The sequence below is a fragment of the Gardnerella sp. DNF00038 genome (assembly GCF_049262855.1).
GTDB classification, from domain to species: Bacteria; Actinomycetota; Actinomycetes; order Actinomycetales; family Bifidobacteriaceae; genus Bifidobacterium; species Bifidobacterium vaginale.
Genome location: NZ_CP058407.1, coordinates 1,241,480 through 1,266,829 on the forward strand (window position 1 = coordinate 1,241,480; position 25,350 = coordinate 1,266,829).

A 25,350-nucleotide genomic window follows, 5' to 3' on the forward strand; every position below is an offset into this window, starting at 1 on the left:
GTCGCTAGATGGTGACTCGCTGAGAGAGCAAGAAAAATCGAGAATCTCGGTGATTAAGTGATACGCAATTGTTCAGACTTGTAAGAGGGCTGGGTGATTCTTGGTCGAACAATATAAGAGCGGCAGCCGATACCAAATAATCCAAATGATCAACCACTACAAACAAACTTCAACCCAAAAAACGAAATCAAAGCCAAAACGGAACAACCGCAACACCAGACAACACGCAAGAGGCAGAGCGTTGTGCGAATCGACGACTTCGAGCTGCATAATGCGCGAGAAGTCACCTCGATTCGCTGAGCCGCTTAAACGTAAAGTCCAGTGGACTTTACGTGCGTCGAAGGCGTGAGCGCGATGTAACGCGCGAGCGTAGAATTAGCCAGCCCTCATACAACAGTAAACAGAGAATGTCGCGCAATACCAAGTAAGGAATAGTGCGCAACACCAAATAATTAATGGCTTGAAGAAACTATCCCCAAGCCATTAATCTACACTACGTTGCAGCAGCATCACACACTGCTACAGATTAAACTAACGAGCCGAATGCTTCCTACGCTTAGACGCAGCACCAACCACTCCGAGCCCAGCAAACACCGCAGCCAAAGCAGCAAACACCGAGGAACTAGCGCCAGTATTAACACCACTCACGTCACCACGCTTGAAATTCATTCCAGCAGAGTTACGCGCCGCAAGCATACCCGCACGCAAAGCTGCACGCGCAGCACGCAAACGAGCCAACGCCGAATCAACCTGCCCCTGAGTAGCATTCGCGTCCGCTAACACTAAACGAGCATAATTCAAAGCCGCATTAAACTCACTGACCAAGTTAGAATCAGCCACTACGCCACTAGCATTAGCCGAAACATCACCAAGAGCTTGATCAACCTCAGCCTGCAAAACACTCTTATCAACAACATTATTAACACTAGTATTATTCGAATCATTAACACCAACACCAGTATTGTCACCAACACCACTGCCACTATTAATAAGTCTGTTATAAGCATCAATCAACTTTTGCTTAGCATCACGAAGCCTACGAAGAGCCTGATCAACCTGATCCTGAGTAGCATTAGGATCATTAAGCACACTATCCGCATCATTCAACGCCTGCTGATACTCCGCCAAATCAGCAGCCTTACCAATAATGAACGGAATCGACTTACGGAAATCAGGATCATTGCCAGCCTCAGTATTCAAATCAGACTTATCAGTCTTATAGCCTTCAGTAATCTTCTTCTTAGCAGCTTGCAATGCATCTAGAGCATCGTAAAGCTGCTTTTGAGTTGGGACTTTAGTACCAGCTGGAAGATTAGTCTTTGGCTTACCAGTAGTGCGATCAAAATTGGCGAGAAGAGTCTTAGCAGCAGTAAGCTTGTCGTTGTAATCCTTAAGAGCCTTCTTAGCAGCGTCATCACCCTTAGCAGTCGCGTTCTTGAACGCAGGAGTGTTCTCGAACACGTCATCACGCTTGTCGTTGTCTCCATCCTTAGACTTGTCAACTTCTTGCTGAAGCTCAGTAGAACTGGTCTTATAATCAGCAAGAATTTTATCCTTGATTTCCTTAAGCTTCTTAAGAGCCTCGTCAACTTCCTTCTGAGATGGAACGTCAGTTAGATCAGACTTTGGTTTATTGTCATTACCGAACTTTTCAAGCAAAGCCCTAGCTTTCTTCAACGCATCCCTATAAGCAGTGATGTCAGCATTATCCTTGCCGTCATCAGTCTTCTTAGAATCAGCGTTCTTGAACTCAGTAGTAGCCTCAAAGTCATCTTTACCAACGGTAGTTACACCATCAGCAGTAGACTTCGCAGACTCATCCTTCAAAGCCTTAGCATTGGTCGTAAAGGCGTCATCGATAGCTTTCTTTGCTTTTTGCAAGGCTTCCAAAGCTGTCTTAACATCAGCATTAGTTGGCTTTTTATCTGGATCAGCATTCGGATCTGGGTTCTTCACCTGATCAATAATCTTCTTCGCTGCTTCAAACTTATCGTTATAATCTTGAAGCTTCTTGGTGGCAGAAGTATCAGCCGTTGCATCAGTACCAGTTTCGGACTGCTTCTTATACAGAGCATTCTTGTACGGAATCGACTCCTCAAATGGAGGTGTTACAGGCTTGCCTGTAGCATCCTTGTCGCCAACCTCCTTTTCAAGAGGATCAACAACAGTCTTGTACCCGTTGGTAACTGTATCCATGGCTGCTTGCAGGGTCTTAAGAGCTTCATCGACTTCCTGCTGAGTCTTGCCAGTTGGATTATCAATGATGTCCTTGGCTTTCTTCAAAGCACTGTCTGTTACAGTGTCATCCAAAGCATCAATAGCTGATTTCGCATTAGACTTCTTATCTTGATCGGCATTCTGGTCATCGTTAATAGCCTTAGCATTCTTATACTCAGGAGTCTTTTTGAAGTCACCATTTGCATAATCTTTAGCAGCGGTTAGCGCATCAAGATTGGTCTTGTAACCATCAGTAATAGTTTGCTTTGCCTTCTTCAAAGCCTCAAGCGCCTCGTCAACCTGCTTCTGCGTTGGACGCTCAGAAGGCTTCTTGTTTGTATCTGTTGCAGCCTTTACAAGATCGCGAGCAGCCTTGAGTGCATCCTTGTAAGCCTTAACATCCTCATTGTCGCTGGTACCATCCTTCTTAGCGTCGGCGTTCTTGAACTCTGGAGAGTTCTCGAACTTGCCATCTATAGAAGATCCTTCAGCATCCGCCTTAGACAAATCCGCCTCAGTGCTCAACTTAGAAGTGTCGGTCTTGTAGGTATCCTCAAGCGTCTTACGAGCGGTATCGAGCTCTGTCAAAGCATCGTCAATCTGCTTCTGAGTTGGCTTAGCATCGAGAGGCGTCTTAGTGTCGTCGTGCTTTGAGAGCAACTCCTGAGCTTCGGCTAACGCCTTGTCGTATGCCTTCTTAGCTTCTTTAGCAGCGTTGTTCCTGGTGTCATCAGGCTTGCCATCAGCAGTTAAGAAGTGAGGATCAGATGCGTTGCGATATGCGTCGGAATCCTTTGTGCCCTCGACGGCAGGATTTGCACCCTCTGCGTCTTTACCGTTCTTATCAACACTCTTCTTCAGTGCTTCAACGTTAGTATCTTGAGCCTTAAGAGCGTCACGCTTCTCATCAAGCTTCTTAAGAGCCGCATCCACCTGCGCCTGGGTAGCGGTTGGATCCGTCAAAAGCTTCTTAGCATCAGCAAGCGCCTCGTCGTAGTCTGTAGCCTTCTGCTTGATATCAGCGTATCCAGAAGTATCTTCATTGCCATCAGTACCCAGCTTGTGCGGATCCTTAGCATTCTTATACGCTGGATCGTGCTGAGTATCGGTATCCTTGTTGATGGATTCCTGCAGCTTATCGGTCTTAGTCGCAAACTTATCCAGACCCTTCGCCGCATCATTCATTTCTTGAAGAATTTTGGTAACATCCCTATTCAGCGGCTCACCGTTCTTGTGCGCCTGAATACCTTTCAGGTAGTCCTTATCGTTAGGGTCGCCATCTTCCTTCGGGATAATGTTATCAGGAATATCATGACCATTTGCTTGATCCTTTGGAAGCGTGTTAGTAATCGCCTTATGTAGCTTTTCAGCTGCATCGTCATAAGCCTTCTTAGCTTTCTTAGCAGCTTCTACATCAGCTTTTTCTGCTTCACTAGGATTTTCCTTTTCAGCAAGAGCCTTCAAATTCTTGTAGGCAGGGCTGTTTTGTATTGCAAGGTTATTAAGCGCAGCAGCCGAAAGCTTAGAAGTGTCTGTTGCATATGTGTCAATAAGTTTACGAGCTTCAATAAGCTGATTTTTAACCTTATCAGCCTGCTCTTGCGTTACCGTACTATTCGGCTTATTAAGCTCCGTCATCAAATCTTTTGCAGCGTGGTAAGCGTCGTTATAGGCTTTGAAGTCCTTCGCAGCCTGAGAATCCTGACCATCAGCCTGCGCCTTATCAAACGCATTGAAATAGGCTGGCATTAGATAGCCACTGAAGTTGTCTGCAAGCGCTTTGCCAAGATCGGTTTTATCGGTAGAGTATTTGTCGGAATGAAGTGCGGTTTCAGCAGCTTCAAGCGCTTTCTTGGCGTCCTCAACATCTTTCTTGGTGGCTTTGTCGTTTGCGAGGACGTCTTTAGCTTTCTTTAAAGCGTCATCGTAATTCTTAACAGCTTGCTGAGCAGCAGTGTCATTAGTCTTATTCTTTGCATTCTTATAGAATACACTCTGCTTGCTGTCGTCATTTGGATCAGGATTATCGAAGCTCTTTTGCACGGCAGCGTCAAGAGGAGATTTGTCTGTTGCATTCTTGTCGAGCGCATCCTTAGCTTTCTTAAGATCCTCAATAGCTTTGTTTACATCCTTTTGAGAAGCGTTTGGATCCTTAGAAAGTTCGTTTGCCTTCTTTACAGCGTTATCGTAAGCTGTACGCTCATCCGACGTAGAGTTCTGGTAGGTTGGGTCGGCGGTCTTAAGCTTTTCGTTGCCAGTCTTAGTCGCATCGCCCGTGTTCACTTTGCCATGCTGAGCGATAGCATTATTCAACTCATCCTTGTTGGTGGTGAAGTCGTTAAGGGCTTTACGAGCTTCGTCCAGCTTCGCCTTGGCGTCGTCAACAGCCTTCTGCGTGGCATTCTTGTCTTCCTTTACCTTATTGGCTTCAGTCAGCGCGTCATCGTAAGCTGTCTTGGCTTTCCTAGCAGCTTCGTTCTTGGTGGTATCTGTATTGCCGTTAGCATCCTTGAAGTCAGGCTCAGTAACATTCTTATATTTATCGCTTGCCTTCGTACCAGTTGTAGCTTGCTGACCTTGAGCAGGTGTTCCATCTTCATCAATCGACTTATTCAGCTCTTCCTTCTTGGTAGCATCACCATCAAGAGCCTCGCGCGCCTTATTCAAAGTAATAGTCGCGTTATCAACCTCAGCCTTAAGCTCTTCGGTTAAATCAGCATCAGTTTTGTTACCAACTTTTGTAAGCGTATCCTGAGCAACCTTCAACGCATCGTCATACGCAGCTTTCTTATCAGCAGACGCATTGTAATACGCAGCAACGGTAGGAACTTCCTTATTGTCAACCGTAGTTGTCTTGTGCTCGCCAACTGAATTCTTCAGATCCTTTATCTTATTCTTCGTCTGCGGTACAAACACCACGTTGATACCCTTAGGAGTATTGCGCAAATTATACTTGTTCTCGCCATACACGTAGTTGTAGTAATACAAGCTATAAGGCTCAATAAACAAGCGCCCGAGCATGAATTTGCCTGTTTTACCAGCAACGTTTACCTTTTTGCTGTCATCGTCAAACGTAAAGTCGCCTACACTTGACTGCTCGTCACCCATCTTCTTGTTGGAGTTATCAACAGGTTTTGCAAAACCGCCATAGCTACTACCATTAAGCTTAACAAGATTTAGAACACCAATTGGCTCTCCTTTGTCGTCAACCGTGTAAGACCTGTGAGTACGTCTAGCTTGCCCGTTCGAACCTTCTCGCTTAACAGTATCAATCTCAGTTCCAAGAAGATTCTCTCGCAACTGTGGGTTATCAGTCTTCACATCAGACTTTACAGTAGCTTTCAATAAACCAAGTACGGCTTTCGTATTGATTTGCTCGCCTTTATCTGGATCGTAACGGTAAACCAGAGTCTTGCCATCTTCCATCCAAGCAAGACCTTCATCGCTTGTGCGCCCACTAATCTTGTTATTGCTAGCCTCCCAGCTAAGCGTGTAATCCTTGCGCAAATCAATCAAACGCGTAAGCTCATGCTTCTGAATGTCGGACTCAAACTGAGCATATGCTTTATCGGTTCTGATAGTAACGGTAATTTTATTTTCATTCATACCGTTGGAAATGCCCGTGTTCTGACCACCACTTGCAGTCGTATCTCCCGTAAGATACTCAAGCGAAATCTGCTTTTCGTAGTCTTTTGCACTTAAACCAAGCTCTTGATTGTCTTTATTAGCTTCGTAAATAGCTTTCTTGATTTGCTTCAACTCAGCTTGCGAATAGCCCAAAGGATTAGCAACAACCACTGCCTTAACCTTCGAGTTTTCAGAATCACTTGGAATTGCAACTTTATCAGTAGCAACTCTTGTAAGCACTAAATCACTCAAAGGAATCTTTGGATCATCTTGCGGGCTCAAGCCATCGAAGTCGATTGTTGCAGTGCCATTGTTATCAAACGTAACTTTGTCAGTAGATACGCCGTTAAGTTTTGCAAGATTCTTTTTGATTTGAGTCTTTTGATCCTCTGTCAACTTGCTAAAATCAACTGTATCCACAACTGGCTTCTCAATGCGAGTACTATAGCGCACTACAGTAAGAGGTATTTCCGGAGACTTCATTCCCAAATCTGTTACAAGATACGTTTTAAGCTTTCGCTCGCCAAATGAGTAATCATCACCATTCTTATTATTGATTTCTTTGAACATAGCTTCGTCATAAGAACCCAGACTTTGCGGAATTTTTGCGTCTACCGTATCTGGAGTGTTATTAACAGTGTTTTCATCAACGCGTAAACCAACACCTGTTGACTTACTTTGAGCAACAAGCTGATCAGCTACACTGCTACCAGACTTATGTTCAGTAGGAAGATTTACTGCTTTGTGAAGTACTTCTCGTACTTTATCTGCCGTCAATCTATCGTTATACTTTAAGACGATTGATCCTGCTGTTTTTGGCGGAACAAGCGTCGCAACACGGAAGTTATTAGATGTTTTGTCATGCTGCAAATTAGTCTTATCGTAATACAAGAAGATTGAGCGGTTTGCGCAATAGCCTTGACCCGAAGATATGCCGCCATCCCTGAATGGCTGCTGCATAATCAAGTCCACGCTACCGTCAGTATTTGTCTTTAACTCGTAAATTCCAGAATAACTTTGGTGCATTTCATCTTTGCGCTCAGAATCAAATTCGATGATTTTCTTGTAAGCTTCAGGATCATCAGTATTAATACTATCTTTTGAATCTGGAAGAATTACTACGCGTACAACCGGCTTGCCATCCGCACTCTTTGGCAAATGGTACACAACTTTCTGCTTTTCAAGTTGTGTATCAAACGTGTTGCTAGGAGTTGCCCAACCATAAATGTTTGGCAGATTTTGTGAAAAAACTACCTCATCAGGATTGTGCTCTGTGCCAGCGCGATCTTCTTCCTGAGGTACTGTGCTTGCAGGAGTCTCAGGTTGCTTATTTTCATCTAGCGAACGCTTTATACGACTCTTCTTTGCAACATTTTCTGCAGGTGCGTTATTTTCCGCAGTGGTGCTACTGGTTGTATTAGTCTTATCAGCTGCAGGAGTCTTATTGGTAGTGGTCTTACTATCTACAGACTCAGTGCTCGCAGTATTCTGCTCAGCGATTTTCTTCTGCTCAGCATTATTCTCAATTTGCTTCTTACCATCAGTCTTTACTACAGACTGCACAGAAGCATTCTTACTGCTAGTTAAATTCTGTTCGGTCTTAGACTTGTTATACTGAGTCTCGGCAACATTCTTGTCTGTAGCAACCTTCTTATCAGCCTGATCATTCTTAGCCGCAGAAGGCTCAGCTTTCTTAGAATCCTCAATCTTAGAAGCATAATCCTTCTTAGTAGTTTCGGTCGCAGTCTTATCAGAATCCTTAGAGCCATCAGCCTCAGCATTCTTCTTAGCAACTAAATTCTGCTCCTTTGTAGAATCATTCGTATTAACAGGAGCAACATTAGCCTCCACAGCCATTGCAGGAGTTGCGCCAAAAGCAATCGCGGCGCCAGCGATCACGCCAGCAGCACCAGCCGAAAGAGCAGCCACCTTACGCATATCGACAGCCTTTTCAATAGCTTTACTTACTACAGCATCTAACTTCACAGTATTCGCATGCTTTCTGGATTTTGATACCATGATATACTTCTTTCACTTAGTGATCCGATAACAAGGCAGATTCGCATGTCCGCCTATAGACATGCAAAATGCAAATTTTCAACAACGCTAATTTAAAATTTTCATAGCTCACATTTATAAAATCGCAAGCTATCTTTGTTAGGTTATTATAACAATTTAAAAATTTTTTTGAAGTCAAATAACATATGTTTAAATCAAAAAAGCCTATAGTACCCCCCCCCCCAAGCCATATTTTTCAACGGTTTTAGGGATTAATATTTTTTTGCAAATATTTTGAATAGGGGCGTTTTTTCACAACTTTTCATTAACCAATCTAAACATTTGTTATGATACAAATCACATTTTAGACCCTCTGCAGTGGGTTTTTTACTTTTATCCCGCGTTTGTTCCCATATTTGGTATTTCGATAAACAAACGCGGGAATACCCCTCGCGAACGTAGAAACACCCAGCCCTCGCGCAACAACAAACAAGGAATATCGCTCGCGCGGATTAGCCGCGCTCACGTCTTCGCCGCATGTAAAGTCCACTGGACTTTACGTTTGAGCGGCTCAGCGCTCCGAATTGCCTTTTCGCGCTACGCTCTAAGCGAAAAAGCAGGTCGTCGCGCAAGCAAGGTAGAGATTCGAGATTTTTCGCACTGAATGAGATGTATCGCTCGCGCGTTACAGCGCGCTCACGTCTTCGCTTGCGTTGAAAGCACACTGTGCTTTCAACTTTGAGCAAGCTCAGCGAATCGAAGTGCATTCGCGCGCTACGCTTTAAGCGCCCATGCAGGTCGATTCGCAGTCCTCCGATGGTGATTCATCGAATGAAGAAGAAAAATCTCGAATATCGGTGATAAAAACCACGCAAAAGTCCTAGATATTCAGAAGGTTTGATGTATTTCTATACGAGCAATAAAAGAGGAGCGTAGCGACGGGACTTGCGAGGAGAGAAATACATCAAACCTCGCGTAACAACAAATGGGTAATATCGCTCGCGTTATATTTGCATCACGAGCGAGACAAATCTAACGAAATTAAGCCAAAAAACGTTACAAATATCTCATCAATGATGCAAATATAACGAATTTGGGTCAAAAAACGTTACAAATGCCTCACGAGCGAGACATATGTAACAAATCTTGGGAAAAGCACAAAGCGCCCATGCAGGTCGATTCGCACGCAGAATAATAAAAAGCTCTGTGTGAGTCACAGCAAGTAAAACTCGCCACAACTCACACAGAGCCAATGCTTAAGATCAATCCAAATGGATTGCCTCCCAACGCAAATACAACGCAAATCCTACAAAACTCGCAACACTCGCGTGGGAAGCTGGAACACGTTTAACTACTCAGCTACAACCTTAACAGTAAAGGAAGCGCTGATTTCTGGGTGAAGAGCCACAGTTGCTGGGAATTCGCCAGTGGTCTTGATTGCAGCAACGCTAATAGCGCGTGCTTCAACGGCGGCCTTTGGTGCCAAAGCAGCAGCAATCTTATCGGCGGAAATACCACCGAAGAGCTTGCCAGACTCGCTCACCTTAGCGGCGATTTCTACAACAGCGCCTTCGATTGCTGCCTTAGCTGCAACAGCCTCTTCGCGAGTGGCAACAGCCTTAGCCAAGCGAGCGCGGCGCATCGCTTCAATCTGGGAAGCAGCACCCTTATTCCATGCAAAAGCTAAGCCTTGTGGAATCAAGTAGTTACGTGCGTAACCAGCCTTAACAGTAATAACGTCACCAGAGTGACCCAAGTTTGCAACGGTCTTGGTGAGAATAACCTTGGTTTCTGCCATGTTCTTATCCTCTCAATCAGCGACCAGTGGTGGCGTATGGGAGCAAAGCCATTTCGCGAGCGTTCTTAACTGCCTTCGCGATCTTGCGCTGTTCCTGTACGGTTACACCAGTAATACGACGGGAACGAATCTTGCCGCGGTCCGAAACGAACTTACGCAACAAAGCAACGTCCTTGTAATCAATTTCAGTAATCTTGGCAGCCTTCAAAGGATTTGGCTTCTTTTTGAAAGGCTTGACCGGTGGTTGCGGCCTCTTACGTGACATAGGATGTCCTCTCTCAAATGCGTTATAAACATTTATTTTTGTTTACACGCTAAACTGATGTTTTTAAGTTTATAAAAGTCAATTTTTAGTTAGATTTTAAATCAAATTCTAAATTATGTTTTAGATTAGACTAACAAGCGCCTAACCAGATAGTCGCAAGCAACCGCGGATTAACCGCCATTATCTCGCCTAGTAAGCTAGTAAACTAGAACTCTGGCTCTTCGTCTGATCCACCAAAATCGGAGCTAGCTCCAAACGTTGCAAATCCGCCATTTGATGGAGCAGAAGCACTCCACGGGTCTTCAACGTTTACGCCCTGATTAGCGCCATTTTGCGCATTCATTCCAGCACCAGCAGCCGCACTATTCGCATAATTCGCGCCGCCAGCATAACCGCCAGTGTATCCACCAGCATTCATACCAGCTCCAGCACCAGCGCCCTGATTGAATCCATTATTGTTCCCAGCAAAACCGCCTTTAGAGCTCAAACGATTAACTTGAGCAGTAGCAAATCGCAGGGATGGCCCAATTTCATCAATCATCAAATCGATGCTGTATCGCTTTTCGTTGCTGTTTTTATCAACGTAGTTGTTTGCACGCAATCTGCCCTGAACAATAACACGCATTCCCTTTGTAAGCGTTTGCGCGCAATGCTCAGCTAAGTCTCCCCATGCAACACATCTAAGCGATAATGGTGTGCCATTAATGTAGCTATTTGTTCTTCTGTCAAAAGTCGAAGAATTAGACACAATTGTGAAAGAAGTTCTAACACTGCCGTTAGAACTGGTGGCAGTTTCTGGCTCTTTAGCCAAATTTCCAATCACCGTTATAACAGTTTCTCCAGCCATTGCAGCCTCATTCCCTACTTTAAGACTTTTCTTACTTTGAGATTTTAGAACAAAAATCCAACTTTATTTTGACTTTACTTTGCGTCCTTGCGAAGAATCTTCGTGCGGACTACAGATTCGTTAAGATTCAAAACACGGTCAAGCTCGTCGCTAAGAGCTGGCTCAGCAGTGTAATTCACTACAACGTAGTTGCCTTCAGTCTTGCCGTCAATCTCATAGGCAAGCTTACGACGACCCCAGTAGTCGGTACCGTCAACGGAACCGCCCTCTTTGGTGACAAGCTCAAGATACTGCTCGGTCAACTTCTTAAGACCGCGCTCATCAAGCTCTGGATCGGCAATGAACATCAGTTCATACTTATGTGCAGACATCACCCACCTCCTTCGGACTATTCGGCTGTGGAATTTCCACAGCAGGAGTGTGTTTGCAAATCGTTCGCAAATTAAGTTATTACGCAATATTTTTTGCATATTTAATTTTACGAACAACCTATTAAGTCTACATCATGCTGGCGACTCGCCACCGCGCAGCTAATCAACAACACTAATGAGCGTAAATATTTCTGTGCTTCATGTCTTCTGGAAGTGCGTTTCTAAGCGAAACAAGCGATCCAGACCTGAACACAGACCTAATTCCAGCAGCAAGAAGAGGTGCAATCGAAAGAACCGTCATATTCTCTAAGCGCTTTTCTTCTGGAACAGGAACAGTGTCTGTCAAAATGATTTCGCGAGCTCCGCAACCTTTAAGTCGCTCTACGGCAGGTCCTGAAAGAAGCGCATGAGTTGCCACCAAAGTAACAGACTTCGCACCTGCTCCTCTAAGCGTGCGAACAGCTTCGCAAATCGTGCCGGCCGTGTCAATCATATCGTCTACAACAATGCAATCTCTGTCTTGAATATCGCCAATAATTCCGTGCGCTTCCGCGTGATTTGGCCTTGTTGTATCTCGAGTTTTGTGAATAAACGCTAACGGCAATCCACCAAGCTTTGCGGCCCACTGCTCCGAAACCTTGATTCGTCCAGCGTCTGGAGAAACAATCGTAGTGTTTTCTAGGCTCATAGTGTTACGAACGTAATCAATCAACACTGGCATTGCTGTTAAGTGGTCTACAGGTCCGTCGAAGAATCCCTGCTCTTGAGCCGCGTGCATGTCAACGGTAAGAATCCTTTTAGCTCCAGCGGAACGGAATAAGTCAAACATAAGTCGCGCTGTAATTGGCTCACGACCTTGATGCTTTTTATCTTGACGCGAATACCCAAAGAAAGGTGCTACAACGTTTATGCTTCTAGCGGATGCTCGCCTTAAAGAGTCAACCATAAGCAGCTGTTCCATAATCCAATTGTTGATTGGATCGGTGTGCGCTTGCAAAACAAAAACGTCTGCGCCTCGAACTGGCTGCGTAAAGCGCACATACATTTCTCCGTTTGCAAAATCGTAGGCAGTTGTTTCTAGAACGTCTATTCCAAGGTATTTGGCAGTTTCTTCCGCAAGTTGCGGATACGCTCTACCCGTTACCAGCATCATTTGCTTTTTTGGAGTGCCTTCAAGAATTGTTGACATATCTGCCTTCCCATTTGCAAAATCTGTAAAAACGCATACTAACCTAGTCTATCAGCATACAGCGCCACTACTCAAACGCACGAACCACCTGTTGCGCGCTGCCGTAAGACGATTGCGCTCCAAATCCTGTTGCTGCGTACGCAGAAACATATGTTGCCACTTGCGCACTTTGAGCTAGACTAAATCCAGCTGCAAGTCCTGCCAAAACGGTTCCCATAAATGCGTCACCGCATCCCGTGGTGTCTACTGCAGAAACTTTTTGCGGGCATATGCGAACAGCCTTTTTACCATCTTCCGCATTGTAATCTAAAACAACAGAGCCTTCTGCACCAAGAGTCACAACTGCCTCGTCGAAACCATACTCGTGCATAATGCGCGCCGCATCAAACCAGTCAAAATCATCCCAATTGCCATCTTCTGGCTCGTGAATTTTAAGTAATTGCGCCATTTCATGCTCGTTTACAAGCAGTATGCTTGCGTTTTCAATCAACTCGCGTGGCAGCTCGCTTACAAAAGGCGAATTATTAAGTAAAACTTTTACGCCAGCTGTGCGCGCAATTTTTGCAGCCTCCGTTACAGTTTCCATTGGGCTTTCAAGGCACAATCCTAAAACGCTTGCACTGCTAATAGCCTTCTTAACATCTTCTTGACTAATATATTCCACACTTACTTTTGCATTGGATCCTGGAGCATAGACGATTGTGTTTTCGCCAGCTTTTGCATCTACTGTTATTACTGTTGCGCCACTTTTTATGCCTTCTACACGTAAAATTTTAGATGTGTCTACACCTGCAGATTCTAGCGTGTTAAGAAGGAATTCTGCGTTTTCGTCGCTGCCTACAGCACCAAACATTTGCACATTCGCGCCGATTTTTGCTGCAGAAACGGCTTGATTCCCAGATTTTCCTCCTGGTAGTACTCGCAAATCACTTCCGTTTACAGTTTCTCCAGGATTTGGAAGACGATCGGCAACTATTGTGTAATCTGCGTTCATGGAACCTACTACAGCAACATGATTTTGACTTTCGCCTATTTTTTTAAGCGCGTTAGCAAGATTTTCGTTGCTTAACGGAGTAGTTTTTTCTATCATAGAAACCCTTTCATAAATATTCATAAATATTCACAGATATTCACACAATTTTAGACGTCGTCACTTTTAGACGACATCGCCCTAATTTTTAAAGCTATGCACAGGCGCTGGAATTCGCCCACCGCGCGAAACGAATTCCTCGCAGCTTTCGGTGTTTACTGGCATAATCGGAGCATACCCCATTAAACCGCCAAAATTGGCCATTTGCCCAACGCTTTTCCCTTCCACAGGGATTATGCGCACAGCAGTTGTTTTTTGATTTATCATTCCTATTGCTGCCTCATCCGCTATCATTCCAGATATTGTTGCAGCTGTTGTGCTTCCAGGAATTGCAATCATGTCTAAGCCTACAGAGCATACACACGTCATTGCTTCTAGCTTTTCTATTCTAAGGCAGCCTGACTTTGCCGCAGCAATCATGTTTGCGTCTTCCGAAACAGGTATAAACGCGCCAGAAAGCCCACCAACGTAGCTGCTAGCCATTATTCCGCCTTTTTTAACTTGATCATTAAGCATTGCAAGAGCGGCTGTTGTGCCAGGAGCGCCAACAGTAGAAAGTCCGATTTTTTCTAAGACTTCGCCTACGGAGTCTCCCACGGCTGGTGTTGGCGCAAGCGACAAGTCGATTATGCCAAACGGCACCCCTAGCCTTCTAGATGCCTCTTGCGCAACCAACTGGCCTACTCGCGTAATCTTAAAAGCCGTGCGCTTAATCGTTTCGCACAAGAACGCAAAATCCTTCCCGCGCGCCTCGTCTAGCGCGCGCGAAACCACGCCTGGTCCAGATACGCCAACGTTTATCACAGCGTCTCCTTCTGTTACTCCGTGGAATCCACCTGCCATAAACGGATTATCGTCTGGAGCGTTGCAGAATGCTACGAACTTCACGCATCCGTAGGAGTCTCGGTCTGCAGTTGCCTGTGCGATTTGTTTGATTACTCGCCCAAGTAACTCCACGCAATACATGTCAATTCCAGTGCGTGTGGAACCTACGTTTGCGCTTGAGCACACAATATCTGTCTCACTCAAGGCTTTTGGCAATGATTCTATAAGCATGCGGTCGGCTGTTGTCATAGATTTTGCAGGCAGCGCTGAGTATCCGCCGATTAGATCCACTCCAACTTTTTTTGCTGCTTTGTCTAGCGCGTGCGCAATTTGCACAAAATCGTCTGGGCTTTTGCACGCAGAAGCTCCAACTAGGCTTATTGGTGTTACGGTTATGCGCTTGTTCACAATAGGAATTCCGTAGTCGCGTTCAATCGCGCAGCCCGTGCTGACTAAGTCTTTTGCAAGGCGCGTAATCTTGTTGTACACGTTTTCGCACACTTTTTGCACGCTTGCGTCTGCACAGTCTAGCAGGTTTATTCCCATTGTTATGGTTCTAACGTCGAGTTTTTCTTGCTCGATCATTGAGTTTGTTTCGCTCACTTCCATAATGTTTAGCATGGGTTTCTCCTACTAATACCTAGATTCTGTGCATGTTTGTAAAAATTTCCGCGCGCTGGCAGTGTATGCGAACGCCGATTTCTTCGCCTAGTTTTGCTAGTTCTTCCGCTAATTCGCCAAATTCTACGCTTATTTCATTTACGTCTACAATCATCATCATGTTAAAAAAGCCATTGACGATTGTTTGAGATATGTCTAGGATATTCGCTTTGCGGCTTGCTAAATGTGATGTTACTTTGGCTATGATTCCTACGGCATCTTTGCCTACTACGGTGATTACGGCTTTGTTTTCATCATGATTAGTGGTGTTCATAATCACTCCTATTGGCGATTTTTCTCTTTTATTGGTCTTATTATTTTTTTATTTTTTATTTTTATTAGGCGCAAAACCCTTACCGACCGACGGTTGCTGGCGACTCATCAGCACGTCACCTGATCTGTTTCGATCTAGTAAAGCGCTGGTTTTTGCTCAATGCTTATACTATTGCCCGTTATGTATAAAACGCAACATACATAATATGCAAAATACTTATACAAAAACCCGCCACAATGGGCGGGTTTAATATAAAAACCTAGCTAAACTATCTATTTAGCTTAATCTATTCAGTCTAATCTATTTAGCCTGACTAATCAGCTTAGCTAGAATAGTCAGACCGAACAGGCTAAATCAAACTAAATCAGGCTTCTACTGGAGCATTCACATCAGCTGGCAAAGCAGCCTTAGCAGCTTCAACGATTGCCTTGAAGGTTTCAACGTCGCTAACAGCGAGCTCAGCCAAAGCGCGGCGATCCAATTCGATGCCAGCCAAACGCAAGCCCTGAATGAAGCGGTTGTAGGTGATTCCTTCTGCGCGAACTGCAGCGTTAATACGCTGAATCCACAACTTGCGGAAGTCGCCCTTGCGAGCCTTGCGGTCGCGGAAGTTGTAAGTAAATGAGTGAAGCAGCTGTTCCTTTGCCTTACGATAAAGACGGGAACGCTGACCGCGATAACCCGAAGCCCTATCAAGAACAACGCGACGCTTCTTGTGAGCATTAACTGCGCGCTTTACTCGTGCCATAAGTATTCCTCAGCTTTCTTAAAAAATCTTTAATTGCGTCTTCGCTTTACTGCAACTTACTTAGCCAGCAAGCCCTTCAAATTCTTGCTCTGTGCTGTAGCCAAAACTTTATCTGCAGACAAAGCACGACGCTTGCGAGCAGACTTATGCTCCAAGTTGTGGCGCATTGCGCTACCATCGTGCATTACCTTACCAGTGCCGGTAAGGCGAACGCGCTTGGACGCTGCGGAATTAGTTTTCATCTTCGGCATTGCTGCCCTCCTTATGATTCTGATCAGATTCTACAGAAGCTTGTGCTGCGACTGCTGCCGCATCCTGAGTTCCTTGCTTTGCTGCAAGACGCGCTGCCTGGCGAGCCTGACGTTCTGCGCGCGATTCAGCGCCTCTACGACGCTGCTCAGACTGAGTATGAATCTTCTTGCCCTTAGGAGCGAGAGTCATTATTATGTTACGACCCTCCTGCTTAGGGGCAAACTCAATAGTTCCACTTTCGGAAACCTCATCTGCAAGCCTACGCAATAACTCAACTCCGCCGATAGGACGCGATTGCTCGCGACCACGCAGCATAATGGTGACTTTAACCTTATCGCCGCCATTTAGGAATCGAAGAACATGACCCTTCTTAACGTCAAAATCATGATCATCAATCTTGAGTCGGAAACGAATTTCCTTAATCTCAGCTGTGCTTTGATTACGACGCGCTTCACGAGCCTTAATCTTCTCGTTGTACTTGTACTTACCGTAGTCAATAAGCTTGGCTACAGGAGGCTTAGCAGTAGGTGCCACCTCGACGAGATCGAGGTTCGCTTCCTTTGCCAGGTTCAACGCTACCGAGGTCGCGATGACCCCCACTTGCTCGCCTTTCGGACCGATAAGGCGTACCTGGGAGACGCGAATCTCTTCGTTAATGCGTGGTTCGTCGCTAATGATGACTCCAATCCTTGTTAAAACAGTGGAACAGCACACCAAAAGGCAAAGATAAATTCAAGTTCACACATCAATCAAAATAAGCACGCAACCTAAATTCATAGCCGTGCGGCTTTGTAGCAATAAATAAATGCCACGTGACCGAAGTCATGAACCCGAAACCACTTTGGGCTTCCAGGTGGGATATACCACTTTCTTGATTACTCAAGCCAAATGTCTATTCTACTTGGAGCCTTGACATTAATCAATGCCAATAATCAACCGTGCTCAAAAATACTAAACAAATCGCAGTAAAACACGCAAAATAAACGCAATTCCACGCGCGCGATATTATGAGACTATGGAGCCTTTAAAGCGCTGCGTTGTTTTAGCAGCTGGAGATTATTACGACCATACGCGCGAACATGTTCCTGATCGCGCTTTAACTATTGCGGCAGATGGTGGCTGGGATCATGCGTGCAGACTCGGCTTGCATGTTGATGCTCTAATTGGTGACTTTGATTCTGTGCGCTTAAAGCTTCCAACAGATGCTGCCATTACACGACTTCCCGCCGAAAAAGATGATCCAGATTTGCTTTCTGCTCTTAAAGTTGGCTGGGCTAAAGGTTCTAGAGAATTCCATATTTTTGGCGGCTTAGGCGGTCGCGTCGATCACACGATTTCCAATATTCAGCTTATGGTTCGACTTGCCGTTAGAGGCGGAATTGGATTCTTGTATGGAGACGGCACGATTGTTACAGCAATTCACAACGGTTCTCTTGACTTTCCTGCATCTAATGGTCACGAAGGCCGCATGGTTTCTGTGTTCTCACACACGCCCGTTTCTAGCGATGTAAACGAGATTGGTCTTAAATATCAACTTCAGCACGCAACTATGTATGGTGATGCCGTTCAAGGCTTAAGCAACGAGTTACTAAACGACACTCCTGCACATATTGACGTTCATGAAGGCACTCTTGTAATCACATTCCCTATAGATGCTCCACTGCCGCAAGTCAGCTGGTTTAAGCGGCCAGTTGGCGATTTGGGAGATATAAACACTAGCATTTCAAGCGCTCTAGCTGTGCCATCAAAATAGCGTAAATAATCGCAATTTGCGGTGTAGAGAGCAAAAATGCCTCGTAATGCGTCGTACATACCGCACATTAAAATGAACATGTTAGTTTAAATAACGAAGACCAAAACGTATTGTTAAAAATCGCGAAAAATCGCTAGAACTATGCGTTAAGGTTTCACTCAAGGGAGATCCCATATGACAGTCAAGATTGGTATTAACGGCTTTGGACGTATCGGCCGTTTGGCATTCCGTCGTATTTTTGAGCTTCAGGCTCGTGGCGGTCAAGCTGGCGATATCGAAGTCGCAGCCATCAACGATCTGACCACTCCTTCGATGCTTGCTTACTTGCTTAAGTACGACAGCACTCATGGCACTTTCCGCCACGACGACGGCACCCCAGTTGAGGTTACCTCCACAGAAGACGCAATCGTCGTAGATGGTAAGACTTACAAGGTTTACGCTGAAAAAGATGCAAACAATATTCCATGGGTTAAGAACGATGGCGTTGAGTTCGTGCTCGAGTGCACTGGTTTCTACACTTCTGCAGAAAAGTCCCAGGCTCACTTGAACGCTGGAGCTAAGAAGGTTCTTATCTCCGCTCCTGCTAAAGACGAAACCACCCCAACCGTTGTGTTTGGTGTGAACCAAGACATTTTGAAGCCAACCGACAACATTGTGTCCGCTGGCTCTTGCACAACTAACTCCATGGCTGCAATGGTTAAGCTTTTGCAGGATAACTGGGGTATTAAGTCTGGCTTCATGACCACCATCCACGCTTACACTGGCACCCAGATGATTCTCGACGGTCCACGCGGCTCCAAGCCACGCAACAACCGTTCTGCAGCTTGCAACACCATCGAGCACTCCACTGGTGCTGCTAAGGCAATCGGCAAGGTTGTTCCAGAGGTTAACGGAAAGCTTCAGGGTCATGCTCAGCGTATTCAGGTTCCAGATGGATCTGTTACCGAGTTGACCACTGTTCTCGAGAAGCCAGCAACCACCGAAGAAATCAACGAAGCCTTTAAGAAGGCATTCGAAAACTGCGAATACTTCGGTTACAATGCCGATAGCATTGTGTCTTCCGATATTATTGGCGACACCCACGGTGGCGTTTTCGATCCAACTCAGACCGATGTTAACACTGTTGACGGCGTAACTTTGGCTCGTACCGTTACCTTCTACGATAACGAGTACGGCTTTACTGCTAACATGATTCGCACCTTGCTTTACTTCGCTGAGATTGCTGAGTAAAGTTAGCGAAACACGGTAAAGCTAATAAAGCTTAAATAAAAGCTATAAACCCCTTGCGGTGACTCATCGCAGGGGGTTTTCGCAAAACATTTTGCACACGGGGGGTAAAAATGAGCAAAAAACATGCTACGACAGGTAAAGCAACGCCAGCAATCGCACAGTTAGAAAACGCTGGAATTACGTTCCGCGTTGTTGACTATGAGCACGATGCAGACCACATGGATGATGGGTATGGCATGGAAGCAGCGCAAAAATTAGGCGTAAATGCTGAACAAGTGTGCAAAACACTTATGGTAGACACTGGGGAAAAACGCGTAGTTGGGATTGTGCCAGTAAACGGTAGATTGAGTATGAAGGCGATTGCTAGCGCAGTAAATGCCAAAAAAGCCAGTATGACAAGCCCAGATGTAGCCCAACGCGAAAGCGGCTACGTGGTTGGCGGAATCAGCCCATTTGGTCAGCGTACTCATCACGAAACCGTTCTGGATGCTAGTGTTATGCACTTTGATGAGATTCTTGTTTCTGGAGGCAAACGCGGTCTTGATGTTGTTCTAAATCCAAACGATTTAGTTAGCTTGCTTAACGCAACCGTAGCAGATATATTAGCTTAAGTAATACAATTTATATTAGAAGTATTAAATTATATTAGAAGTATTAAAACGTTTTCACATAGGGGTGATTTATGAAATCGTATTCGTTACCACCGAGAACAGGTAACCAATACACGATTTGCCACAAAGATTACAAGGCTACAATAACACAACTTGGGGCTGCACTACGCAATTTTACTTGGAGAAATAGTGATATTGTTGTGCCATTTGAGGCTGACGAGTTACCGCCTTGCTTCAATGGACAAATACTTATTCCTTTCCCAAATCGTGTAGATAAAGCGTCTTACAAGTTCCAAAACGCGTCTTATACTCTGCCTATCGACGAGCGAGATAGAGACACAGCTTTGCACGGCTACGGATACCGTTCATACTGGCAAACTTTAAGCGTTACACAATCCAGTGTGAGTCTTTTATGGCGATCACCAAATATGGAAGGATATCCTTTTGACATTGTCACCATAGCCACTTGGGAGCTTGACGATTATGGGATTCATTTAACGTTGAATACAACCAATCATGGCAATGATGATGCTCCATGGGCTGCTGCAATGCACCCTTGGCTGTGCAACGGATTACAAGGGCATGGAGACGAGATTGATCAACTAAACTCTAAGTGCAAGCTTAAGCTTCCTGCAAAAACGCATGTGCGCGCAAATGAACGTTTAATACCAGTTGGTACAGAAAGCGTAGACGGAACGCGATTTGATTTACGCGATAATCCATTTTTAGTTAATCAGCCATTTGATGATGCTTGGACTGATTTAATTAGGGATGACGATGAGTGGACTACTGCGATTTTTACGCGAGCTGACGACTTACAAATAGCGGTAAAAGGCGACAAAAGCGTAACATCATTCCAAGTGTGCACTGCAACTGGTTTCCCTGCAGACAAGCATCCTTGCGGAGTTGCTGTAGAACCACAGACGGCGTATGCGAATGCATTTAACACAGGAACAGACTTGACTGTTATAGCACCACAGGAAACTGTTGTTAACCAATTTAGAATTTCACCTCTGATTGAGAATATGTAATAGCTGCATATATGTGACATCTGGTGAAAGACAAAAGCTTGAACGTCTTGGCAATGTGCGATAATCCCTAAGGTTGTTCATTTTAATCGTTAGGAGTTTATTATGGGTATGCGTGGACGTAAGCGCAAGGCACGCCGCAAAAAGGCAGCAAATCACGGCAAAAGACCAAATGCTTAAGTTAGTGATTTATTAACCTTTATTTTTGGTGATTTTAAACTATTTTAAAAAAGACGAGCATATTCACTTTTATTGTGGACATGCTCGTTTTTTATATTAACTACGACAAGTCTTTCTTGATATTTCAACGAAAACTCGAGTTGTTGACACACCTTTTGCCGCTTATCTGAATTTTTTACCCCACAACTCTTCACTCTGCCTATCTCTTACCCCGCATTTGTTTATCAAAACGCCAAATATGGGAACAAATGCGGGATAAAAAAAAAACAAAATACTACAAAATAACCCACTCGCGCAAATCAGCCGCGCTAATGCAAGTCTCTGCAAATTCTACAAACTTTTATCTATCAACTTGTCTAGTTCATTCAACCTATTCTTAGCGTGGCAAATCAACTTTTTCTCATCAATAGTTTTCTTGCCAAAGAGCACTTCCTTAAGAACACTAGCTGCTGTAATATTTGGACTATTTTTATACGAATCAGAATCATATATACATTTTTCGTCTCGCTTGTAAATCTGAATTCTGTCAAATATTTTCGATTGTTCTAATTTCAACAAGTTATCTACTATATTGTTCACAATATTGTCGTGATGATCCTTAGGAGTTGCCCTAGCACTTTTAGGATCTTCCAAATACATTTCCCTGTAGCGAATCAGTGTACTGATCCATGACAATTCAGGTTTTGTTGCGATGACAGCAAGAGAAACACGGTAACCGCGATCTATCAACATTTTTGCAGTGCTGCTAGGCACTTCAACACTGCGCAAAGTACCTTCAATTATGAGATTATATTTTTTAGAACTTAACTCATCAATTAAGCTTCTTACCATTTTTGCTGAAAAAGCACTCGTATATTTAACACTTTCTTTACCGTATTTATCAAGCAACTCGCAATAATAAGGGTGTTGAGTCCTATAGCTATCAGCATCAAGGATTATTATGTTACCGTTAAATTCTTTTTGTTTTATTACATGAATGGTCGTTTTGCCAGCACCACTTTGTCCACCGAGTAAAACCGCCTTAGGATGCAAATCTGCATGCTTATACATTTGTAAAGAACGTAAATTTCTTAACAAACAGTGAGTAAAATACTCTTCGCTAAAATCTTCTATAACCATAGCAAAATCACACTTACCCATATTTTTCTATACGATTGTTAACTATTTTTATTGCAACTTACGTATTCAAGCAAGCGTTCTATGCCATCTAAATATCCGATATAACGATTTATATCTTCAAAATTTGTAGATGTATAAATCTTTGTATTAATTACATCTGATAAATCATCACTAATTGCAATCCATGCATTAGAAGAATCATCAAATTGTATATTCATACTATCCTCGTATTTATATAAACGAGCCAGTAAAAGTGCGCCACGCTCCTTTAAAACTTCAATCTTCATATTCAAATCGTATTTATCAGATGCAGATAATTCTTTTTCATGTACGATATCAAAAAGAGAAACCTTGAATTTATCACAAATCTTATCTATTAACCTAGTTGAAATAGCACTTGTACCATTTTCGTATCGCACAATGCTATTACGAGATACTCCTAATGCTTCAGCTAACTCTTGTTGAGTTATTTTTTTTGAGCGACGTAGTGCTCGAATATTCACAGAAACCATATATACGCCCTTTTATAAAAAATCTGCAATAACAATTAATTCAAAATTAAGATTTAAGATTTATTTGTGATATAAGCATATAACAAAAAACATTGAAGCACCAATTTTGGTGCAAAATCTTTACAAAATTTTTAAACTCTCACAACACATACAAAAATATTAAATTGCTCAATAATTGAAAATAAAAAGGGTCATAAGCCAAAATAAAAGATTTAAAGAAAACAAAAAGGCTCGGAGAGTTGACGCCCCTAGTAGCATCTATCTCCAAGCCCTTAATAATCACAGCACTATTACTGTCCCTAGCAAAAACAGCACTGCTAATTACCCTCAACAGTCAACTCACAAAACCAGCATCACCAGAATCCACTGCGAAAAAAGGAAATTAAGCAAAACAGTAAAAACCAGTAATGCAATCCTGCAAGAAAACTTGCGACAGAAATCAAAGAAAACTACCACAGTTGAGAGCAAAATCATAGAAGTGAGCGCACTGAAAAATACGCAGCACGCTCACCGATAACACTTAACGTGCTTTTTAACTTAGTGACGCATCTTGCGAACAGCAGCACCCATACCAGCAAGCATAGAAGCAGCCAAAGCAGTCAAAGCAACACCAACACCAGCATTACCAAGCTGCTCGCCAGCCTTACCACCATGACCATTACCACCCTTGGTGCCCATACCAGCAAGCTCACCCTTAGCAGCAGCAGCGGCACCAGCCTTACCAGCGGCTGGAGCAGCAGTCTGAGCCTTAGCCTCAACCTTCTTAGCCTCAGCCTTAGCAGCAGCAGAAGCAGCAGGGAAATCAGTAGAAACTGGGTTCAAAGTGTTAGGATCAGCAAAGCCCTTAACAGCAGAAGCCTCAACCTCAACAGCCTTATTAAAAGCAGCACGATAATTCACAAGAGCAGTATTATAAGCAGTAGCAGCAAGCAAAGCCTTACCACTCTTCTCTCCGAAATTCTTCTCAGCATCAGCATACTCATGAGTCCTATAAGCATTAGCCTTAGACTGAGCAGCCTTCAAATCAATAACAGCAGCCTTGTAAGCATCAGTATCAGTCTTACCAGCCACGCGAAGAGCCTCTTCACGATCAGCAGCAGACTTCACCTGAGCATCCAAAGCAGCCATCTGAGTCTTAGCAGCCTCAAAATCAGCCTTAGCCTTAACAAACTTCTCCTGAGCATCCTTATTAGTAGCATCAGCCTCAGCAAGCACAACCTGAGTACGCATCAACTCAGCAGAAGCAGCAGACTTAGATGGATCAGCAGTCTGAACAGGTTTAGTCTGATCTGGCTTAGTCTGATCTGGCTTAGTCTGATCTGGCTTGGTCTCACCAGGCTTAGTCTGATCTGGCTTAGTCTCACCGCCTGGATTCACACCACGCAACGCGTTCAAATAACGCTGATTGGCTTCAACCTGAGCCTTAGCAGCAGCAACAGCCTCAGTCTGAGCTGTAACCTTAGCATCAGCAGCATCAAGAGCAGTCTTCAAATCTTCAGCTTTCTTCTCAAGAGTCTTGCCTTCAGCATCTGTATCCTTAAGCTTCGCTTCAGCTTCAGTATTAGCCTTATCTAAACTCTTGTATTCTTCAGACTGCTTATATTCTGCAGTAGCTTTAGTCTTATCGAAATCCTTATCGTTAACATGCTTTCCAAGATAAGCAGTCAAGCCATCTTCCACTGCCTTCTTAGCAGCTTCTGCAGCCTTCTTAGCAGCATCAAACTTGGTTTTAGCATTCTCATAAGCCGTCTTAGCTGCAGCTTGGGCGCTTTGAAGCTTGACCAAACTTATCTCTGCAGTTCTCACAGCACGCTGGCTTTCACGAAGAGTCTTGTTAGCCTCATGAATTTGTACAGCATCAGCAAGAGCATCACCTTTGGCACCAGCGAATGCTGGGGTTGCCATTGCGAAGCCGGCAAGCAAAGTTGCGCCAGCAGCGAAAGCGGCGATAGCCTTCTTATTCATCATTTTAATTTCCTTTCTTCTTCTCCTCCACGTAAAACACGCGAAGAGAAATTTTAAACATCCAACAACATTCCGAAATATTGTGGATAACCACCATCTAGAGCATCTAGCTAGCAGCTGTTATTAACATACCCCCCCCCGTTTAAAAAAGTCAAGAGGCAATCACACAAAACAAACAGAAAAAAATAATGTTATACACAAACTAATCCACAATAAAAACTATTTTCATCATAATATTTGTGGATTAACACTAATAAAACCGTAAAAACACATTGTTTCAAGGTTTTTAAAGAATTTTCCCAGACTTTTCTCAGGAAACTACTCGAACAAGAACACTAACACTATAAAACCATTGAAAAATCAACATTCCACACACATCACACACGCAACACGCCGACACCATGCATCGCCACACAGCGCCACACAGCGCCACGCCAACACAAACCAACATCAAACGAAATGCCATGCTACAAGGCAATCACACCCAACTAGATTCCCGCGTTTGTTCCCTTTTTTAGCAAAATAGAAACAAACACGGACGCGACGACCTGCCTTCGCGCTCAAAGCGTAGCGCGCGAAGGCAATTCGATTCCCGCATTGCTTCTAAAAATTTGCTGCAAAAGTACAAATTCTCGAGCAAGTGTTGTATACTAAAATCACAAAAGATAACATATATGAGCAAAAATGAACACAGAACTGATGGAAAATGTGCATATCACAATCTGTATGTTTTTCAATCTTTCTATTTCAGCTTTTGCTTTATATGATGATTTTTTGCCTTAAAAAATATA

At 44.0% G+C, this 25,350-nt stretch carries 20 protein-coding genes; 5 read left to right on the forward strand and 15 right to left on the reverse strand.

The window, feature by feature from the left end; translation table 11 throughout:
• Nucleotides 1-531 precede the first annotated feature (531 nt).
• From HXT19_RS04915 to infC, 12 genes are all read right to left on the reverse strand, one after another.
• Nucleotides 532-7,863, reverse strand: a complete 7,332-nt coding sequence (locus tag HXT19_RS04915; RefSeq protein ID WP_422119651.1) for a peptidase — start codon at nucleotides 7,861-7,863, stop codon at nucleotides 532-534.
• Between the two features lie 1,330 nt (nucleotides 7,864-9,193).
• Nucleotides 9,194-9,640, reverse strand: a complete 447-nt coding sequence (gene rplI, locus HXT19_RS04920; RefSeq protein WP_004117309.1) for a 50S ribosomal protein L9 — start codon at nucleotides 9,638-9,640, stop codon at nucleotides 9,194-9,196.
• Nucleotides 9,641-9,656: 16 nt separating this feature from the next.
• Nucleotides 9,657-9,905: a 30S ribosomal protein S18 gene (rpsR, locus tag HXT19_RS04925; protein ID WP_004105399.1), complete on the reverse strand. Its 249-nt coding sequence runs from the start codon at nucleotides 9,903-9,905 to the stop codon at nucleotides 9,657-9,659.
• A 205-nt stretch (nucleotides 9,906-10,110) separates the two neighbouring features.
• Nucleotides 10,111-10,752 carry a single-stranded DNA-binding protein gene (ssb, locus tag HXT19_RS04930; protein WP_004112976.1) on the reverse strand — a complete coding sequence of 214 codons (642 nt, stop codon included), beginning with the start codon at nucleotides 10,750-10,752 and terminating at the stop codon, nucleotides 10,111-10,113.
• A gap of 74 nt (nucleotides 10,753-10,826) precedes the next feature.
• Nucleotides 10,827-11,123: a 30S ribosomal protein S6 gene (gene rpsF, locus HXT19_RS04935; protein WP_004112977.1), complete on the reverse strand. Its 297-nt coding sequence runs from the start codon at nucleotides 11,121-11,123 to the stop codon at nucleotides 10,827-10,829.
• Between the two features lie 172 nt (nucleotides 11,124-11,295).
• Nucleotides 11,296-12,312, reverse strand: a complete 1,017-nt coding sequence (locus HXT19_RS04940; protein ID WP_004112979.1) for a ribose-phosphate diphosphokinase — start codon at nucleotides 12,310-12,312, stop codon at nucleotides 11,296-11,298.
• Between the two features lie 67 nt (nucleotides 12,313-12,379).
• Nucleotides 12,380-13,402 carry a ribokinase gene (locus tag HXT19_RS04945; protein WP_004114540.1) on the reverse strand — a complete coding sequence of 341 codons (1,023 nt, stop codon included), beginning with the start codon at nucleotides 13,400-13,402 and terminating at the stop codon, nucleotides 12,380-12,382.
• Nucleotides 13,403-13,483: 81 nt separating this feature from the next.
• Complete coding sequence (locus tag HXT19_RS04950; RefSeq protein WP_004574905.1) at nucleotides 13,484-14,848, reverse strand: PFL family protein; 1,365 nt, start codon at nucleotides 14,846-14,848, stop codon at nucleotides 13,484-13,486.
• A 19-nt stretch (nucleotides 14,849-14,867) separates the two neighbouring features.
• On the reverse strand, nucleotides 14,868-15,161 hold the full coding sequence (locus HXT19_RS04955) for an ACT domain-containing protein (protein WP_004112985.1): 294 nt from the start codon (nucleotides 15,159-15,161) through the stop codon (nucleotides 14,868-14,870).
• 364 nt (nucleotides 15,162-15,525) lie between these two features.
• Nucleotides 15,526-15,909, reverse strand: a complete 384-nt coding sequence (rplT, locus tag HXT19_RS04960) for a 50S ribosomal protein L20 (protein ID WP_004114536.1) — start codon at nucleotides 15,907-15,909, stop codon at nucleotides 15,526-15,528.
• Nucleotides 15,910-15,965: 56 nt separating this feature from the next.
• Nucleotides 15,966-16,160 carry a 50S ribosomal protein L35 gene (gene rpmI, locus HXT19_RS04965; RefSeq protein ID WP_004112988.1) on the reverse strand — a complete coding sequence of 65 codons (195 nt, stop codon included), beginning with the start codon at nucleotides 16,158-16,160 and terminating at the stop codon, nucleotides 15,966-15,968.
• The gene (infC, locus tag HXT19_RS04970; protein WP_013399724.1) at nucleotides 16,141-16,875 is read right to left on the reverse strand and encodes a translation initiation factor IF-3; all 735 of its coding nucleotides are present in this window, start codon (nucleotides 16,873-16,875) and stop codon (nucleotides 16,141-16,143) included. The genes rpmI and infC overlap by 20 nt, the downstream gene beginning before the upstream one ends.
• A gap of 301 nt (nucleotides 16,876-17,176) precedes the next feature.
• On the opposite strand from infC, the gene HXT19_RS04975 reads away from it, so the two are divergent.
• The 5 genes from HXT19_RS04975 (at nucleotide 17,177) to HXT19_RS04995 (ending at nucleotide 20,963) form a co-directional block, all read left to right on the forward strand.
• On the forward strand, nucleotides 17,177-17,914 hold the full coding sequence (locus HXT19_RS04975; RefSeq protein ID WP_004112993.1) for a thiamine diphosphokinase: 738 nt from the start codon (nucleotides 17,177-17,179) through the stop codon (nucleotides 17,912-17,914).
• A gap of 174 nt (nucleotides 17,915-18,088) precedes the next feature.
• A complete protein-coding gene (gene gap / locus HXT19_RS04980) occupies nucleotides 18,089-19,144 on the forward strand; it encodes a type I glyceraldehyde-3-phosphate dehydrogenase (RefSeq protein WP_004112995.1) in 1,056 nt (351 codons plus the stop codon).
• Between the two features lie 110 nt (nucleotides 19,145-19,254).
• Nucleotides 19,255-19,755, forward strand: a complete 501-nt coding sequence (ybaK, locus tag HXT19_RS04985) for a Cys-tRNA(Pro) deacylase (protein WP_004112997.1) — start codon at nucleotides 19,255-19,257, stop codon at nucleotides 19,753-19,755.
• 71 nt (nucleotides 19,756-19,826) lie between these two features.
• Nucleotides 19,827-20,786 (forward strand): aldose 1-epimerase family protein, encoded by a 960-nt coding sequence (locus tag HXT19_RS04990; protein ID WP_020759597.1) that lies wholly within the window; start codon nucleotides 19,827-19,829, stop codon nucleotides 20,784-20,786.
• Nucleotides 20,787-20,888: 102 nt separating this feature from the next.
• Nucleotides 20,889-20,963, forward strand: a complete 75-nt coding sequence (locus HXT19_RS04995) for a 50S ribosomal protein bL37 (RefSeq protein WP_369803150.1) — start codon at nucleotides 20,889-20,891, stop codon at nucleotides 20,961-20,963.
• A gap of 330 nt (nucleotides 20,964-21,293) precedes the next feature.
• Here the strand turns inward: HXT19_RS04995 and HXT19_RS05000 are convergent, their stop codons facing one another.
• From HXT19_RS05000 to HXT19_RS05010, 3 genes are all read right to left on the reverse strand, one after another.
• Nucleotides 21,294-22,082 (reverse strand): zeta toxin family protein, encoded by a 789-nt coding sequence (locus HXT19_RS05000; protein WP_032834329.1) that lies wholly within the window; start codon nucleotides 22,080-22,082, stop codon nucleotides 21,294-21,296.
• A gap of 38 nt (nucleotides 22,083-22,120) precedes the next feature.
• Complete coding sequence (locus tag HXT19_RS05005) at nucleotides 22,121-22,594, reverse strand: helix-turn-helix transcriptional regulator (RefSeq protein WP_004113003.1); 474 nt, start codon at nucleotides 22,592-22,594, stop codon at nucleotides 22,121-22,123.
• 537 nt (nucleotides 22,595-23,131) lie between these two features.
• Nucleotides 23,132-24,562, reverse strand: a complete 1,431-nt coding sequence (locus HXT19_RS05010; RefSeq protein ID WP_004114528.1) for a hypothetical protein — start codon at nucleotides 24,560-24,562, stop codon at nucleotides 23,132-23,134.
• Nucleotides 24,563-25,350: the final 788 nt, after the last annotated feature.

What these genes read in the sequence shown, in the direction of transcription:
- HXT19_RS04955 (WP_004112985.1), bottom strand. Translation starts at nt 15,161, where the DNA reads ATGAACACCACTAATCATGATGAAAACAAAGCCGTAATCACCGTAGTA.
- HXT19_RS04990 (WP_020759597.1), top strand. Translation starts at nt 19,827, where the DNA reads ATGAAATCGTATTCGTTACCACCGAGAACAGGTAACCAATACACGATT.
- rpmI (WP_004112988.1), bottom strand. Translation starts at nt 16,160, where the DNA reads ATGCCGAAGATGAAAACTAATTCCGCAGCGTCCAAGCGCGTTCGCCTT.
- HXT19_RS04975 (WP_004112993.1), top strand. Translation starts at nt 17,177, where the DNA reads ATGGAGCCTTTAAAGCGCTGCGTTGTTTTAGCAGCTGGAGATTATTAC.
- rpsR (WP_004105399.1), bottom strand. Translation starts at nt 9,905, where the DNA reads ATGTCACGTAAGAGGCCGCAACCACCGGTCAAGCCTTTCAAAAAGAAG.
- rplI (WP_004117309.1), bottom strand. Translation starts at nt 9,640, where the DNA reads ATGGCAGAAACCAAGGTTATTCTCACCAAGACCGTTGCAAACTTGGGT.
- HXT19_RS05000 (WP_032834329.1), bottom strand. Translation starts at nt 22,082, where the DNA reads ATGGTTATAGAAGATTTTAGCGAAGAGTATTTTACTCACTGTTTGTTA.
- rpsF (WP_004112977.1), bottom strand. Translation starts at nt 11,123, where the DNA reads ATGTCTGCACATAAGTATGAACTGATGTTCATTGCCGATCCAGAGCTT.
- HXT19_RS05010 (WP_004114528.1), bottom strand. Translation starts at nt 24,562, where the DNA reads ATGATGAATAAGAAGGCTATCGCCGCTTTCGCTGCTGGCGCAACTTTG.
- gap (WP_004112995.1), top strand. Translation starts at nt 18,089, where the DNA reads ATGACAGTCAAGATTGGTATTAACGGCTTTGGACGTATCGGCCGTTTG.
- HXT19_RS04945 (WP_004114540.1), bottom strand. Translation starts at nt 13,402, where the DNA reads ATGATAGAAAAAACTACTCCGTTAAGCAACGAAAATCTTGCTAACGCG.
- HXT19_RS04940 (WP_004112979.1), bottom strand. Translation starts at nt 12,312, where the DNA reads ATGTCAACAATTCTTGAAGGCACTCCAAAAAAGCAAATGATGCTGGTA.
- rplT (WP_004114536.1), bottom strand. Translation starts at nt 15,909, where the DNA reads ATGGCACGAGTAAAGCGCGCAGTTAATGCTCACAAGAAGCGTCGCGTT.
- HXT19_RS05005 (WP_004113003.1), bottom strand. Translation starts at nt 22,594, where the DNA reads ATGGTTTCTGTGAATATTCGAGCACTACGTCGCTCAAAAAAAATAACT.
- HXT19_RS04915 (WP_422119651.1), bottom strand. Translation starts at nt 7,863, where the DNA reads ATGGTATCAAAATCCAGAAAGCATGCGAATACTGTGAAGTTAGATGCT.
- ybaK (WP_004112997.1), top strand. Translation starts at nt 19,255, where the DNA reads ATGAGCAAAAAACATGCTACGACAGGTAAAGCAACGCCAGCAATCGCA.
- ssb (WP_004112976.1), bottom strand. Translation starts at nt 10,752, where the DNA reads ATGGCTGGAGAAACTGTTATAACGGTGATTGGAAATTTGGCTAAAGAG.
- HXT19_RS04950 (WP_004574905.1), bottom strand. Translation starts at nt 14,848, where the DNA reads ATGCTAAACATTATGGAAGTGAGCGAAACAAACTCAATGATCGAGCAA.